The organism is Pseudomonas sp. LBUM1673 (assembly GCF_059695645.1).
In genome coordinates, this window is the sequence record NZ_CP166780.1 from 821,906 (window position 1) to 838,653 (window position 16,748).

4 protein-coding genes, 2 tRNA genes and 3 rRNA genes are annotated in these 16,748 nt (G+C 57.0%); all 9 read left to right on the top strand.

The window, feature by feature from the left end; translation table 11 throughout:
- The 9 genes from ACA044_RS03650 to recD all read left to right on the top strand — a co-directional run bounded on the left by ACA044_RS03650 (position 1) and on the right by recD (position 16,740).
- The gene (locus tag ACA044_RS03650) at positions 1–1,494 is read left to right on the top strand and encodes a CoA-acylating methylmalonate-semialdehyde dehydrogenase (RefSeq protein ID WP_497445199.1); all 1,494 of its coding nucleotides are present in this window, start codon (positions 1–3) and stop codon (positions 1,492–1,494) included.
- A gap of 637 nt (positions 1,495–2,131) precedes the next feature.
- A 16S ribosomal RNA gene (locus ACA044_RS03655) occupies positions 2,132–3,670 on the top strand.
- 82 nt (positions 3,671–3,752) lie between these two features.
- A tRNA-Ile gene (locus ACA044_RS03660) sits at positions 3,753–3,829 on the top strand.
- Between the two features lie 30 nt (positions 3,830–3,859).
- A tRNA-Ala gene (locus ACA044_RS03665) sits at positions 3,860–3,935 on the top strand.
- A gap of 236 nt (positions 3,936–4,171) precedes the next feature.
- A 23S ribosomal RNA gene (locus tag ACA044_RS03670) occupies positions 4,172–7,063 on the top strand.
- A gap of 161 nt (positions 7,064–7,224) precedes the next feature.
- Positions 7,225–7,340 (top strand): 5S ribosomal RNA (rrf, locus tag ACA044_RS03675).
- Together the 16S, 23S and 5S rRNA genes with 2 tRNA genes alongside form the textbook arrangement of a ribosomal RNA operon.
- A gap of 156 nt (positions 7,341–7,496) precedes the next feature.
- Complete coding sequence (gene recC, locus ACA044_RS03680; RefSeq protein WP_497445200.1) at positions 7,497–10,946, top strand: exodeoxyribonuclease V subunit gamma; 3,450 nt, start codon at positions 7,497–7,499, stop codon at positions 10,944–10,946.
- Positions 10,946–14,635, top strand: coding sequence for an exodeoxyribonuclease V subunit beta (gene recB, locus ACA044_RS03685; protein ID WP_497445201.1), 3,690 nt, complete (start codon positions 10,946–10,948; stop codon positions 14,633–14,635). Before recC ends, recB begins: the two co-directional genes overlap by 1 nt.
- Positions 14,632–16,740, top strand: a complete 2,109-nt coding sequence (recD, locus tag ACA044_RS03690) for an exodeoxyribonuclease V subunit alpha (RefSeq protein WP_497445202.1) — start codon at positions 14,632–14,634, stop codon at positions 16,738–16,740. Before recB ends, recD begins: the two co-directional genes overlap by 4 nt.
- Positions 16,741–16,748 lie beyond the last annotated feature (8 nt).

Sequence of the window (16,748 nt, forward strand, 5' to 3'; positions counted from 1 at the left end):
ATGAGCCTTATCCCGCATTTGATCAATGGCGAACTGGTGACCGAAGACGGTCGCACCGCTGACGTGTTCAATCCGTCCACTGGCCAGGCGATCCACAAGCTGCCGTTGGCCAGCCGCGAAACCATTCAAAAAGCCATCGACTCGGCCAAAGCTGCGTTCCCGGCCTGGCGTAATACACCGGCGGCCAAGCGCGCTCAGGTGATGTTCCGTTTCAAACAACTGCTGGAGCAGAACGAAGCCCGCATCGCACAACTGATCAGCGAAGAACACGGCAAGACCCTGGAAGATGCTGCCGGGGAATTGAAACGCGGTATCGAGAACGTCGAGTTCGCGTGCGCGGCACCGGAAATCCTCAAGGGCGAGTACAGCCGTAACGTCGGGCCGAACATTGATGCCTGGTCGGATTTCCAGCCATTGGGCGTGGTGGCCGGTATTACCCCGTTCAACTTCCCGGCCATGGTGCCGCTGTGGATGTATCCACTGGCAATCGTCTGCGGCAACTGCTTTATTCTCAAGCCGTCCGAGCGTGATCCAAGCTCGACGCTGCTGATCGCTCAACTGTTGCTGGAAGCGGGCCTGCCTAAAGGTGTTCTGAGCGTAGTGCACGGCGACAAGGCTGCGGTGGACGCGCTGATCGAAGCGCCGGAAGTCAAAGCGCTGAGCTTTGTGGGGTCGACGCCGATTGCCGAGTACATCTACGCCGAAGGCACCAAGCGCGGCAAACGCGTCCAGGCGCTGGGCGGGGCGAAGAACCATGCGGTGCTGATGCCGGATGCGGATCTGGATAACGCGGTCAGCGCACTGATGGGCGCGGCTTATGGTTCCTGCGGTGAGCGTTGCATGGCTATCTCGGTGGCTGTGTGTGTCGGTGATCAGGTGGCGGATGCGCTGGTGGCCAAACTGACGCCGCAGATCAAGGCGCTGAAGATCGGCGCGGGTACGACCTGTGGTCTGGACATGGGGCCGCTGGTTTCCGGTCAGGCTCGCGATAAAGTCAGTGGCTATATAGAAGACGGCGTTTCGTCCGGTGCGTCCTTGGTGGTCGACGGTCGTGGTCTGAGCGTGGCCGGTCATGAGGAAGGATTCTTCCTGGGCGGCTGCCTGTTCGATAACGTCACGCCAGAGATGCGCATCTATAAAGAAGAGATCTTCGGGCCGGTACTGTGCGTCGTTCGGGTCAACAGCCTGGAAGAGGCGATGCAACTGATCAACGATCACGAGTATGGCAACGGCACCTGTATCTTCACCCGTGATGGGGAAGCGGCGCGGTTGTTCTGCGATGAGATCGAAGTGGGTATGGTCGGTGTCAACGTGCCGTTGCCGGTGCCAGTGGCTTATCACAGCTTTGGTGGCTGGAAGCGTTCGCTGTTTGGCGACCTGCATGCTTATGGCCCGGATGGCGTGCGCTTCTACACCCGTCGCAAGGCCATTACCCAGCGCTGGCCGCAACGGGCGAGCCATGAAGCTTCGCAATTCGCATTCCCAAGCTTGTAAGTAGAAGGGAGAAGGCCGAGCCCCTTGGGGTTCGGCCTTCGCGTTTTGGGGCTTTTTTGACCTATATGACAGAAATGTGAAAATAGGTGTTGACGGCAGATTCTGGAAGTCTATAATTCGCCCCACTTCCGGCGCAGTCGAAACGGAAAACTCCTTGGTAAACAAAGAGTTACGCAGTTTTTGACAGCGGTTACGCTTCAGTTCATCGAAGCCAGAAGGAGTTGAAAGGGCAGTGTTGTTTGGCTCTTTTAACGGTTCGATCTTCTCGGTCGAAAGCGGAGAAAAAGAGGTGTTGACAGCAGCGAGTAACGCTGTAGAATTCGCCTCCCGCTAACGAGAGATCGGAAGCGCAAGTGGTTGAAGTTGTTAAGGATTTCCAAGCGAAACTTTGAAAACTTCTGAAAATAACCGCTTGACAGTAACAGAGGCTGCTGTAGAATGCGCGCCTCGGTTGAGACGAAAGATCTTAACCAACCGCTCTTTAACAACTGAATCAAGCAATTCGTGTGGGTGCTTGTGGAGTCAGACTGATAGTCAACAAGATTATCAGCATCACAAGTTACTCCGCGAGAAATCAAAGATGTAACCAACGATTGCTGAGCCAAGTTTAGGGTTTTCTCAAAACCCAAAGATGTTTGAACTGAAGAGTTTGATCATGGCTCAGATTGAACGCTGGCGGCAGGCCTAACACATGCAAGTCGAGCGGCAGCACGGGTACTTGTACCTGGTGGCGAGCGGCGGACGGGTGAGTAATGCCTAGGAATCTGCCTGGTAGTGGGGGATAACGCTCGGAAACGGACGCTAATACCGCATACGTCCTACGGGAGAAAGCAGGGGACCTTCGGGCCTTGCGCTATCAGATGAGCCTAGGTCGGATTAGCTAGTTGGTGAGGTAATGGCTCACCAAGGCGACGATCCGTAACTGGTCTGAGAGGATGATCAGTCACACTGGAACTGAGACACGGTCCAGACTCCTACGGGAGGCAGCAGTGGGGAATATTGGACAATGGGCGAAAGCCTGATCCAGCCATGCCGCGTGTGTGAAGAAGGTCTTCGGATTGTAAAGCACTTTAAGTTGGGAGGAAGGGCAGTTACCTAATACGTATCTGTTTTGACGTTACCGACAGAATAAGCACCGGCTAACTCTGTGCCAGCAGCCGCGGTAATACAGAGGGTGCAAGCGTTAATCGGAATTACTGGGCGTAAAGCGCGCGTAGGTGGTTCGTTAAGTTGGATGTGAAATCCCCGGGCTCAACCTGGGAACTGCATTCAAAACTGTCGAGCTAGAGTATGGTAGAGGGTGGTGGAATTTCCTGTGTAGCGGTGAAATGCGTAGATATAGGAAGGAACACCAGTGGCGAAGGCGACCACCTGGACTGATACTGACACTGAGGTGCGAAAGCGTGGGGAGCAAACAGGATTAGATACCCTGGTAGTCCACGCCGTAAACGATGTCAACTAGCCGTTGGGAGCCTTGAGCTCTTAGTGGCGCAGCTAACGCATTAAGTTGACCGCCTGGGGAGTACGGCCGCAAGGTTAAAACTCAAATGAATTGACGGGGGCCCGCACAAGCGGTGGAGCATGTGGTTTAATTCGAAGCAACGCGAAGAACCTTACCAGGCCTTGACATCCAATGAACTTTCCAGAGATGGATTGGTGCCTTCGGGAACATTGAGACAGGTGCTGCATGGCTGTCGTCAGCTCGTGTCGTGAGATGTTGGGTTAAGTCCCGTAACGAGCGCAACCCTTGTCCTTAGTTACCAGCACGTAATGGTGGGCACTCTAAGGAGACTGCCGGTGACAAACCGGAGGAAGGTGGGGATGACGTCAAGTCATCATGGCCCTTACGGCCTGGGCTACACACGTGCTACAATGGTCGGTACAGAGGGTTGCCAAGCCGCGAGGTGGAGCTAATCCCAGAAAACCGATCGTAGTCCGGATCGCAGTCTGCAACTCGACTGCGTGAAGTCGGAATCGCTAGTAATCGCGAATCAGAATGTCGCGGTGAATACGTTCCCGGGCCTTGTACACACCGCCCGTCACACCATGGGAGTGGGTTGCACCAGAAGTAGCTAGTCTAACCTTCGGGAGGACGGTTACCACGGTGTGATTCATGACTGGGGTGAAGTCGTAACAAGGTAGCCGTAGGGGAACCTGCGGCTGGATCACCTCCTTAATCGACGACATCAGCTGCTCCATAAGTTCCCACACGAATTGCTTGATTCATTGAAGAAGACGATAAGAAGCAGCCCGAAATTGGGTCTGTAGCTCAGTTGGTTAGAGCGCACCCCTGATAAGGGTGAGGTCGGCAGTTCGAATCTGCCCAGACCCACCAATTTTGTGTGGGAAACGCCTGTAGAAATACGGGGCCATAGCTCAGCTGGGAGAGCGCCTGCCTTGCACGCAGGAGGTCAACGGTTCGATCCCGTTTGGCTCCACCACTAACTGCTTCTGTTGTTGAAAGCTTAGAAATGAGCATTCCATTGTGATGATGGTGAATGTTGATTTCTAGTCTTTTGCTAGATCGTTCTTTAAAAATTTGGGTATGTGATAGAAAGATAGACTGAACGCCACTTTCACTGGTGGTGGATCAGGCTAAGGTAAAATTTGTGAGTTTAATCGCGAATTTTCGGCGAATGTCGTCTTCACAGTATAACCAGATTGCTTGGGGTTATATGGTCAAGTGAAGAAGCGCATACGGTGGATGCCTTGGCAGTCAGAGGCGATGAAAGACGTGGTAGCCTGCGAAAAGCTTCGGGGAGTCGGCAAACAGACTTTGATCCGGAGATGTCTGAATGGGGGAACCCACCTAACATAAGTTAGGTATCTTAAGCTGAATACATAGGCTTAAGAAGCGAACCAGGGGAACTGAAACATCTAAGTACCCTGAGGAAAAGAAATCAACCGAGATTCCCTTAGTAGTGGCGAGCGAACGGGGACTAGCCCTTAAGTGGCTTTGAGATTAGCGGAACGCTCTGGAAAGTGCGGCCATAGTGGGTGATAGCCCTGTACGCGAAAATCTCTTGGTCATGAAATCGAGTAGGACGGAGCACGAGAAACTTTGTCTGAATATGGGGGGACCATCCTCCAAGGCTAAATACTACTGACTGACCGATAGTGAACTAGTACCGTGAGGGAAAGGCGAAAAGAACCCCGGAGAGGGGAGTGAAATAGATCCTGAAACCGTATGCGTACAAGCAGTGGGAGCCCACTTTGTTGGGTGACTGCGTACCTTTTGTATAATGGGTCAGCGACTTATTTTCAGTGGCGAGCTTAACCGAATAGGGGAGGCGTAGCGAAAGCGAGTCTTAATAGGGCGTCTAGTCGCTGGGAATAGACCCGAAACCGGGCGATCTATCCATGGGCAGGTTGAAGGTTGGGTAACACTAACTGGAGGACCGAACCGACTACCGTTGAAAAGTTAGCGGATGACCTGTGGATCGGAGTGAAAGGCTAATCAAGCTCGGAGATAGCTGGTTCTCCTCGAAAGCTATTTAGGTAGCGCCTCATGTATCACTGTAGGGGGTAGAGCACTGTTTCGGCTAGGGGGTCATCCCGACTTACCAAACCGATGCAAACTCCGAATACCTACAAGTGCCGAGCATGGGAGACACACGGCGGGTGCTAACGTCCGTCGTGAAAAGGGAAACAACCCAGACCGTCAGCTAAGGTCCCAAAGTTATGGTTAAGTGGGAAACGATGTGGGAAGGCTTAGACAGCTAGGAGGTTGGCTTAGAAGCAGCCACCCTTTAAAGAAAGCGTAATAGCTCACTAGTCGAGTCGGCCTGCGCGGAAGATGTAACGGGGCTCAAACCATACACCGAAGCTACGGGTATCACTTAGGTGATGCGGTAGAGGAGCGTTCTGTAAGCCTGTGAAGGTGAGTTGAGAAGCTTGCTGGAGGTATCAGAAGTGCGAATGCTGACATGAGTAACGACAATGGGTGTGAAAAACACCCACGCCGAAAGACCAAGGTTTCCTGCGCAACGTTAATCGACGCAGGGTTAGTCGGTCCCTAAGGCGAGGCTGAAAAGCGTAGTCGATGGAAAACAGGTTAATATTCCTGTACTTCTGGTTATTGCGATGGAGGGACGGAGAAGGCTAGGCCAGCTTGGCGTTGGTTGTCCAAGTTTAAGGTGGTAGGCTGGAATCTTAGGTAAATCCGGGATTTCAAGGCCGAGAGCTGATGACGAGTGTTCTTTTAGAACACGAAGTGGTTGATGCCATGCTTCCAAGAAAAGCTTCTAAGCTTCAGGTAACCAGGAACCGTACCCCAAACCGACACAGGTGGTTGGGTAGAGAATACCAAGGCGCTTGAGAGAACTCGGGTGAAGGAACTAGGCAAAATGGCACCGTAACTTCGGGAGAAGGTGCGCCGGTGAGGGTGAAGGACTTGCTCCGTAAGCTCATACCGGTCGAAGATACCAGGCCGCTGCGACTGTTTATTAAAAACACAGCACTCTGCAAACACGAAAGTGGACGTATAGGGTGTGACGCCTGCCCGGTGCCGGAAGGTTAATTGATGGGGTTAGCTAACGCGAAGCTCTTGATCGAAGCCCCGGTAAACGGCGGCCGTAACTATAACGGTCCTAAGGTAGCGAAATTCCTTGTCGGGTAAGTTCCGACCTGCACGAATGGCGTAACGATGGCGGCGCTGTCTCCACCCGAGACTCAGTGAAATTGAAATCGCTGTGAAGATGCAGTGTATCCGCGGCTAGACGGAAAGACCCCGTGAACCTTTACTATAGCTTTGCACTGGACTTTGAATTTGCTTGTGTAGGATAGGTGGGAGGCTTTGAAGCGTGGACGCCAGTTCGCGTGGAGCCAACCTTGAAATACCACCCTGGCAACTTTGAGGTTCTAACTCAGGTCCGTTATCCGGATCGAGGACAGTGTATGGTGGGTAGTTTGACTGGGGCGGTCTCCTCCTAAAGAGTAACGGAGGAGTACGAAGGTGCGCTCAGACCGGTCGGAAATCGGTCGTAGAGTATAAAGGCAAAAGCGCGCTTGACTGCGAGACAGACACGTCGAGCAGGTACGAAAGTAGGTCTTAGTGATCCGGTGGTTCTGTATGGAAGGGCCATCGCTCAACGGATAAAAGGTACTCCGGGGATAACAGGCTGATACCGCCCAAGAGTTCATATCGACGGCGGTGTTTGGCACCTCGATGTCGGCTCATCACATCCTGGGGCTGAAGCCGGTCCCAAGGGTATGGCTGTTCGCCATTTAAAGTGGTACGCGAGCTGGGTTTAGAACGTCGTGAGACAGTTCGGTCCCTATCTGCCGTGGACGTTTGAGATTTGAGAGGGGCTGCTCCTAGTACGAGAGGACCGGAGTGGACGAACCTCTGGTGTTCCGGTTGTCACGCCAGTGGCATTGCCGGGTAGCTATGTTCGGAATAGATAACCGCTGAAAGCATCTAAGCGGGAAACTAGCCTCAAGATGAGATCTCACTGGGACCTTGAGTCCCCTGAAGGGCCGTCGAAGACTACGACGTTGATAGGTTGGGTGTGTAAGCGCTGTGAGGCGTTGAGCTAACCAATACTAATTGCCCGTGAGGCTTGACCATATAACACCCAAGCAATTTGTTGGCCCGAACGGGCACCAGATTGCGGTGTGTGAAGACGAAACGAACCGAAAGTTTGTGACACTCACGAAACACCAGATCTATCACATACCCATTCGCTGGAGCGTGATCTCGCAAGAGAAAACGACCTGGCTACCGAATTTCTTGACGACCATAGAGCATTGGAACCACCTGATCCCATCCCGAACTCAGCAGTGAAACGATGCATCGCCGATGGTAGTGTGGGGTTTCCCCATGTGAGAGTAGGTCATCGTCAAGATTAAATTCCGAAACCCCTATCTGCGTATGCAGGTAGGGGTTTTGTTTTGCCCGCAGGAAAGTTCGTACAGCAACACCGGACGTCTCCCGGCTGTCACAGTCTCCCGACAATGCTAAGGTTCGGCCCTAGCTTTTGTATTTGCCCAAGGAAGCCGTTATGCCGGACGCTACGTCCCTCAGTGCTGGTTTTATGGTGGTTCATGGCAACCGCCTGGACGAGTTGCGCAGCCTGGTGGTCAGCTGGATGCGGCGCTACCCGCTGGCTCCCTTGGAAAATGAAATTGCCGTGGTACAGAGCAATGGCATCGCCCAGTGGCTTAAGCTGGCATTGGCCGAAGACCCTGAAGATGACGACTTGGGTGGCTGCGGAATCGCCGCAGCCATCGACGTGCAGTTACCGGGCAGCTTCATGTGGCAGCTCTATCGCATGGTGCTGGGACGTGACGAAATCCCGGTCAAATCCCTGCTCGATAAAGCCCCGCTGACCTGGCGTCTGATGCGTCTGCTACCACAGTTGATCAACCAACCGCACTTCGAACCCCTGCAGCGCTTCCTTACGAATGACACCGACTTACGCAAACGCTATCAATTGGCGGAGCGACTGGCGGATCTGTTTGACCAATACCAGGTCTACCGTGCTGACTGGCTCGAAGACTGGGCAGACGGCCGTCATCAGTTACGAAATGGCAGAGGCGAAGCCAAAGCCCTGACCCCGGCCAACTGCTGGCAGGCGGAGCTGTGGCGTGCGCTGTTGCTGGATGTCGGTGAACAAGGCATGGCGCAAAGCCGCGCAGGCGTGCATCAACGCTTTATCGAGCGCATCAATAGTCTTGACGTAGCGCCCAGCGGATTGCCGTCACGGGTGATCGTTTTCGGGATTTCTTCACTGCCTGCTCAGGCCCTGGAAGCGCTTGCCGGGCTTGCTCGATTCAGCCAGGTCTTACTGTGCGTACACAACCCATGTCGTCACCATTGGGCGGACATCGTCGCCGATAAAGATCTGTTGCGACATCAGTACAAGCGCCAGGCTCGCAAGAGCGGCATGCCAGTTGTGCTCGACTCGCAAACGCTCCACCAGCATGCTCACCCGCTACTGGCGGCGTGGGGTAAACAGGGGCGGGACTACATTAATCTGCTCGACAGTTACGACGATCCAAATAGCTATCGCTCGGCGTTTCGCGACGGGCGCATCGACCTTTTCAGCGAAAACCAGCCACAGAACATGCTCAATCAGTTGCAGGACGATATCCTGGAATTGCGTCCCCTGAACGAGACTCGCGAGCGTTGGCCTGCTGTCGATCTGAAAAAGGACGAATCGATCCGTTTTCACATCGCCCATAGCGCTCAACGCGAAGTGGAGATCCTCCACGATCAGTTGCTCGCACGATTCAGTGCTGATCCAGACCTGAGGCCTCGCGACGTAATCGTGATGGTCCCGGACATCGACAGTTATGCCCCGCACATCCGTGCTGTCTTTGGTCAGCTTGATCGCTTTGATCCGCGCTTCATTCCTTTCACGCTTGCGGATCAAGGCCAGCGCGGCCGGGATCCGCTATTGATTGCTGTCGAGCATCTGCTCAAGCTCCCCGATAGTCGCTTCCCCGTCAGCGAAATCCTCGATCTGTTGGACGTTCCGGCATTACGCGCTCGGTTTTGCGTAGAGGAACGTGACCTGCCGACCTTACATCGCTGGATTGAAGGCGCAGGTATCCGGTGGGGGATGAACGCCGAGCAGCGCGCGGGTCTGGGCCTGCCGGAAGAGCTGGAGCAAAACAGTTGGCGTTTCGGTCTGCGACGGATGCTGCTGGGTTATGCCGTGGGCAGCGCCAGTGCCTGCGAGGGGATCGAACCCTACGACGAGATTGGTGGTCTGGATGCCGCGCTCATAGGTCCTTTGGTGGCATTGTTGGATGCTCTGGAAATTGCCCACCAGGAACTCACTCAACCTGCAGCGCCCAAGCAATGGGGCGCGCGCTTGCAAGCGCTGGTGCAGTTGTTCTTCCTGGCCAGTAACGAGCATGACGACTACTTGCTGGCCCAACTCGAAGAGCTGCGAGAGACCTGGCTTGAAACCTGCGAGTCCGTAGGTTTGCAGGACGAGTTACCTCTGACCGTAGTCCGGGAAGCCTGGCTGGCGGGTCTCGACCAAGGTCGCCTGTCTCAGCGTTTCCTCGCCGGGGCCGTTAACTTTTGTACCTTGATGCCCATGCGAGCGATCCCCTTCAAACTGGTCTGCCTGCTTGGCATGAATGACGGCGATTACCCTCGCGCGCAGCCGCCGCTGGACTTCGACCTGATGGGCAGCGACTACCGCCCCGGCGATCGTTCCCGGCGCGAGGATGATCGCTATCTGTTGTTGGAAGCATTGTTGTCCGCACGCGACCAACTCTATATCAGCTGGGTCGGCCGCAGTATTCGGGACAACAGCGAGCGACCTGCTTCGGTGTTGATAGGGCAGTTGCGTGACCATCTCGGCAGCGGCTGGCGACTGCACGATGACAATGATGACCTGCTTGAGTCCATGACTCAGGAACACCCGCTACAACCTTTCAGCCATCGCTACTTTCATGAGGGCGATGATCTATTCAGCTACGCCAGCGAGTGGCAGGTTCTTCATCAAGCCAGTGATTTGGCGATTGATATCGAAGTGCTTGAACCCTACGTCCAGGACGAACCGCTGAGCCTGGGTCAGTTGCAGGATTTTCTGCGCAACCCAGTACGACATTTTTTCAGTCAGCGGCTCAAAGTGTTCTTCGAGGCTGCGGAGGTACCTTTGGCAGATGAAGAGCCATTCGTACTCGATGCACTGCAACGCTATAGCCTCAGCGACAGCTTACTCGAAGCGGCACTGGGGCAATTGGACCAAACCGATCAGGTACTGGAGGCGCAGGCAAAACGCCTGCAAAACAGCGGGCTTTTGCCCATGGCCGGTTTTGGTGAATGTCTTCAGCGAGAGTTGATCGAGCCGCTGCCGGATCTGCTGCTGCGCTATCAGCAACTTCTGGCGTTATGGCCGACCCCGCTCACCAGCGCGTTGCCGGTGAGTCTGGAACTACAAGGATTGCGTCTGGAGGGCTGGCTCAGTGGTCTGCATCAACGCGCTGATGGCGGGTTGTTGTCGGTTACAACGATTCCCAACAGCATCGGTTCGATCAAGGCCCGCAAATGGCATCGCCTGACGCGACCTTGGGTCAATCACCTGGTTGCCTGTGCCAGCGGCATGCCGATGACAACCGCGTTGGTGGCCAGCGACGACAGTTTGCTGCTCGGTCCGATGGAAGAGGCTGCAGCCACCCGGGTTCTGGGCGATCTGTTGTTGGCCTGGCAAACGGGCATGCGCCAGCCGCTGCCGATTGCAGTAAAAACAGCTTTCGCCTGGCTTGCTCAAACCGACCCGGCCAAAGCTGACGCTGCTGCCCGAAAGGCCTATGAAGGCGACGGCCAGACCACTGACGGCGAGCGCCGCGAAAGCCCGGCGCTCGCTCGACAATTCGCCGATTACGATGCACTGATTGCCGACGAGACCTTCCCCGATTGGTGCAACGCTTTGTATCGGCCGTTGTTTGAGGCCTCCTGGCGTTCATCGACCAGCGAGGAGGCGCGCTAATGACCACGAAAACACCGCTGGCCCTGGCATTCCCTCTGCGTGGCAGCCAACTGATCGAAGCTAGCGCCGGGACCGGCAAGACCTTCACCATTTCTGCGCTGTACTTGCGTCTGGTCCTTGGCCACGGCGGCGAATCGAGTGGTTTTGGCCGTGAATTGCTGCCACCGCAAATCCTCGTGGTGACCTTCACCGATGCCGCAACCAAAGAGCTGCGCGAACGTATTCGCACGCGGCTGGCTGAAGCAGCGCGTTTTTTCCGCGATGAGACACCGGCACCGGACGGCCTCATTGCCGAATTGCGCGAGCAGTACCTCCCCGAACAGTGGTCCGGCTGTGCAAACCGCCTGGACATCGCCGCCCAGTGGATGGACGAAGCAGCCGTTTCGACCATCCACAGTTGGTGCCAGCGCATGTTGCGCGAACATGCGTTCGACAGTGGCAGCCTGTTCACCCAGACCCTGGAAACCGATCACAGCGATTTGCTCGGCGAAGTCCTGCGCGACTACTGGCGACTGTTCTGCTATCCGATGCAAGGCGATGCATTGAACTGGGTTCGCGGCAATTGGGGCGGCCCGGCGGCGTTGCTGCCGCGAGTGCGTGGGTTGTTCGCCAGCGAGCGTGACGGCGTTGAAGGTAAAGAGCCTGCCGAGTTGATTGCCGAGTGCCTGCAGGAGCGACGGGCCGCTTTGCTCGAACTCAAGATGCCCTGGCGCCAATGGGCGGATGAGTTGCTTGCCATCTGTCACCAGGGCGTCGCGAGCAAGAGTGTCGATGGCCGCAAAATGCAGCCGCGCTATTTCGAACCCTGGTTCGAAAAGCTCCGGGCCTGGGCCGAAGATGAGTCTCTCGAGCAACTGGACATTGGCACCGGCTTCACTCGCCTGACTCCCGATGGCATGGCTGAAGCCTGGAAGGGTGAAGCCCCCCGTCATCCCGGTCTCGATGCGATGCCCGGTCTGAAGACCAGTCTCGATGGTTTGCCGACCCCCGATGCCGCCGTGCTGCAACACGCCGCTCACTGGGTCGGTGCACGGTTCGAGGAAGAAAAGCGTCGCCGCGCGGAAATGGGCTTCGATGACATGCTGCTGCGCCTTGATGCGGCTTTGCAGTCCGAAGGCGGTGAGCGCCTGGCAACACTGATCCGCGAGCAGTTCCCAGTCGCGTTGATCGACGAATTCCAGGACACCGACCCGGTGCAGTATCGAATCTTCGAGAGCATTTATCGCATCGAAGACAACAATCCTGAAACCGGCCTGTTTCTGATCGGCGACCCGAAGCAGGCGATCTATGCCTTCCGCGGAGCCGACATCTATACCTACCTGCGCGCTCGCCAGGCCACCACTGGCCGCCTGCATACCCTGGGCACCAACTTTCGTTCCAGTCATGGCATGGTCAGTGCGGTAAACCATGTGTTCGAGCGCGCCGAATCTCGTGAGCAGGGACGCGGAGCATTCCTGTTTCGTGAGAAAAATGGCGAGAACCCGGTACCGTTCCTGCCCGTCGAATCCCAAGGACGCAAAGAAGTCCTGCAGATTGATGGTCAGGTTGTACCTGCCCTGAACATCTGGCACCTGTCCGCCGATCAGCCACTGTCTGGCGCGGTGTATCGACAACAACTGGCCGCCGCCTGCGCCAGTGAAATCACCGCGCTGCTCAATGGCGGTCAGCAAGGTCGTGCTGGCTTCACCCAGGACGGTAAGGACTTCAAAGGTCTGCTGCCATCGGATATCGCAATTCTGGTGCGCGACGGCAAAGAGGCCCAGGCCGTGCGTGGCGAACTTTCGGCCCGCGGTGTGCGAAGTGTTTACTTATCAGACAAGGACTCCGTGTTCGCCGCGCAGGAGGCCCATGACCTGCTGACCTGGCTCAAGGCGTGTGCCGAGCCGGATGTCGAGCGCCCCCTCCGTGCCGCGCTGGCCTGCATCACGCTGAACCTTTCGCTGGCTGAACTGGAGCGGCTGAATCAGGATGAGCTGGCCTGGGAAGCACGGGTCATGCAGTTCCGTGGCTATCGCGAGCTCTGGCGCAAGCAGGGCGTACTGCCAATGTTGCGGCGCCTGTTGCATGACTTTCAGTTGCCCCAGTCATTGATCGCGCGCAGTGATGGCGAGCGGGTATTGACCAACCTGCTGCACCTGTCCGAGCTGCTACAGCAGGCTGCTGCCGAACTCGATGGCGAGCAAGCGCTGATCCGGCATTTGTCCGAGCATCTGGCATTGTCCGGTCAGGCTGGCGAAGAACAGATCCTGCGCCTGGAAAGCGACGAGCAACTGGTCAAGGTCGTGACCATTCACAAATCCAAAGGGCTTGAATATCCGTTGGTGTTTCTGCCGTTCATCTGCTCGGCAAAACCGGTGGATGGCAGCCGTCTGCCGCTGCATTACCACGATGCCGCAGGCAAGGCACAAGTGAGCTTGAAGCCGACGGCCGAGTTGATCGCCGTGGCCGATGATGAGCGTTTGGCCGAAGATCTTCGACTGCTCTATGTGGCCCTGACCCGGGCACAACATGCTTGCTGGCTCGGTGTGACCGACCTCAAGCGCGGCAATAACAACGGCTCGGTTCTGCACCTTTCTGCGTTGGGTTATCTATTGGGCGGTGGTGTGCCATTGGCCGAGGCGCCAGGGTTGCGGCGTTGGCTGGAAGATTTGCAGCAGGACTGCCCGGCGCTGAACTACGGTGAAATGCCTGAAGCGAGCACCGAGCATTATCATCCGCCGCGCAATGAAGCGACCTTGCTTGCGCCGTTGATACCCAAGCGCAAGGCCAGCGAAAACTGGTGGATTGCCTCTTACAGCGCCTTGCGCATTGGCGACAGTCTGAGCGTGGGCAGTGACGAAGCCCCGGAGAGCCCGCAAGCACAAAAGCTCTTTGACGACGAACGTCTCGATCCGCAAGCGCCGCGAGAAGTGATTGCTGGCGGCGCTGATATCCATCGATTCCCTCGCGGGCCGAACCCCGGCACTTTTCTCCACGGATTGCTCGAGTGGGCCGGTGACGAAGGTTTTGCCGCTGCACCACAGACTGTGGAAGACGCCATTGCCCGACGCTGCAATCGCCGTGGCTGGGAAGGCTGGATCACGACGTTGAGTGACTGGCTACAGCACTTGCTCAAATCCCCGCTGCACATCGGCGGCGGGCAGGCACCCGTGGTGTTCGAGCAACTGACCCAGTACCGGGTCGAGATGGAATTCTGGTTCGCCAGCCACAAAGTCGATGTGCTCAAACTCGATGAACTGGTGCGCCAATACACCCACAACGGCGTGGCCAGGGTGGCTGCCGAACCGGTGTTGCTCAACGGCATGTTCAAAGGCTTCATCGACCTGACGTTCGAGCACGACGGTCGTTATTACGTCGCCGACTACAAATCCAACTGGCTGGGCGTCGATGACGCGGCCTATACCGAGCAGGCCATGGAGCAGTCGATTCTCGATAACCGTTACGACCTGCAATATGTGTTGTACCTGCTCGCCCTGCATCGCCAGCTGAAGGCGCGGCTGGTCGATTACGATTACGATCGGCATGTCGGTGGGGCGTTGTACCTGTTCCTTCGCGGTACTCGCGCGGCCAGCCAGGGCGTGTATTTCGCCCGTCCGCCACGGGAGCTGATCGAGCGTCTGGACCGGTTGTTCCAGGGCAAGCCAGAGCCCAAGACCGAACCCGCCTGGGAACAGGGAGTACTGCTATGACTCGCACCTTCGCCGATTTGCTGCCCACGCCATTGGCGGCCGAAAGTCTGGCGGATCTGGCGCCCCTGAGTCGCGCAGATGACTTGTTGCTGCTGCTCACGCGCTGGGTCGAACGCGGTTGGCTGCGGGCGCTGGACAAGGCCTTCGTGGCCTTTCTCCACGAACTCGCCCCCGACGATGATCCGCTGGTGCTGCTGGCTGCGGCGTTGACCAGTCACCAGTTGGGTCACGGCCATGTTTGCCTGGATCTGTTCGAAACGCTGAAAGAGCCGGACTTCGCTCTGTCGCTGCCGCCGGAAGGTGACGTGCAAAGTGGCGCGATGTTACTGCCGTCACAATTGCTTGAGGCGCTGGACGGTGCTCATTGGTGCAAGGTCCTGGCGTCCAGCACCCTGGTGGCTCTGGCCGTCGACGGTCGTGAAGCCGCGCAGCACCGGCCACTGGTGCTGTCGGGTAAACGCCTGTACCTGCGCCGCTACTGGGCTTACGAGCGGCGCATCGACAACGCCCTGCGTCAGCGCCTGGCGGCACACGAAACAACACCGAGTGATTTACCTCAACGCCTGACCGGACTGTTCGGTCCAGCCAGGCCTGATGAAGTGATCGATTGGCAGAAGCTCGCTTGCGCCCTGGCTACCCGCAGCGCATTCAGCATCGTCACCGGCGGCCCGGGAACCGGCAAGACTACTACGGTCGTGCGCTTGCTCGCATTGCTCCAGGCTCCCGCGATTGAGGCTGGTAAACCGCTGCGCATTCGTCTCGCGGCACCCACTGGCAAAGCTGCCGCACGATTGACCGAGTCCATTAGCCAACAGGTTCAAACCCTGGAGGTTGCTGAAACAGTGCGGGAGAAGATCCCGTCGGATGTGACCACCGTGCACCGTTTGCTCGGCAGTCGTCCCGGTACCCGGCATTTCCGGCACCACGCCGGCAATCGCTTGCCGCTGGATGTATTAGTGGTGGACGAAGCCTCGATGATCGACCTGGAAATGATGGCCAATCTGCTCGATGCATTGCCGGCCCATGCCCGACTGGTTCTGCTCGGTGACAAGGATCAACTGGCGTCGGTAGAAGCCGGTGCCGTCCTGGGCGATCTGTGCCGCGATGCCGAAGCTGGTTGGTACAGCCCGCAGACACGCCAGTGGCTGGAGGCAGTCAGCGGTGAAAACCTCCGTAGCAGCGGCTTGCACGAAGACATCAACGGAGCGCATCCCCTGGCTCAGCAAGTCGTGATGCTGCGTCACTCACGGCGCTTCGGCGAGGGCAGCGGCATCGGTCAGTTGGCCCGTTGGGTCAACCGGCAGCAACCCGAGGAAGCCCGCAAGTTGTTGGCGGCTGGAAGCCATGACGACGTATTTTCCCTGCCTCTCAAGGGTGAGCAGGACCGGGCGCTGGAGCGGTTGCTGCTCGAAGGTCACGGCGAGGGGCCGCAAGGTTATCGGCATTACCTGAGTCTTTTGCGCAGTCAGCGGCCATCGCTCGGCAGTTCGCTCGACGATCCGTGCTGGACCGATTGGGCTCGTGTGGTACTGCAAGCCTTCGACGCCTTCCAGCTGTTGTGCGCGGTACGCAAAGGGCCTTGGGGTGTGGAAGGCTTGAATCAGCGAGTGACCGACGCGCTGCTCAAGGCTCGGCTGATCGACAGCGACCACCAGTGGTACGAAGGTCGGCCCGTGCTGATGACCCGCAACGACTATGGCCTGGGTTTGATGAACGGCGATATTGGCATTGCCCTCAAGTTGCCGGAGCGTGAGGGCCCCGAGGCTGGTCGGCAAGTATTGCGTGTGGCCTTCCCGCGCAACGATGGCCAGGGCGGTGTGCGCTTTGTCCTGCCAAGCCGACTCAATGATGTCGACACCGTGTACGCCATGACCGTACACAAATCCCAGGGCTCGGAATTTGCCCATACGGCGCTGATTCTGCCGGACGCCCTGAACCCTGTGCTCACCAAGGAACTGATCTATACCGGAATAACCCGGGCCAAACACTGGTTCACCCTGATTGAGCCACGCGCCGACGTATTCGAAGAGGCTGTGCGGCGCAAGGTCAAGCGTTTGAGCGGGTTGATGCTGGAGCTGGAAGAGGGTATCGAACCGGGTCACTGAAAAGAGGG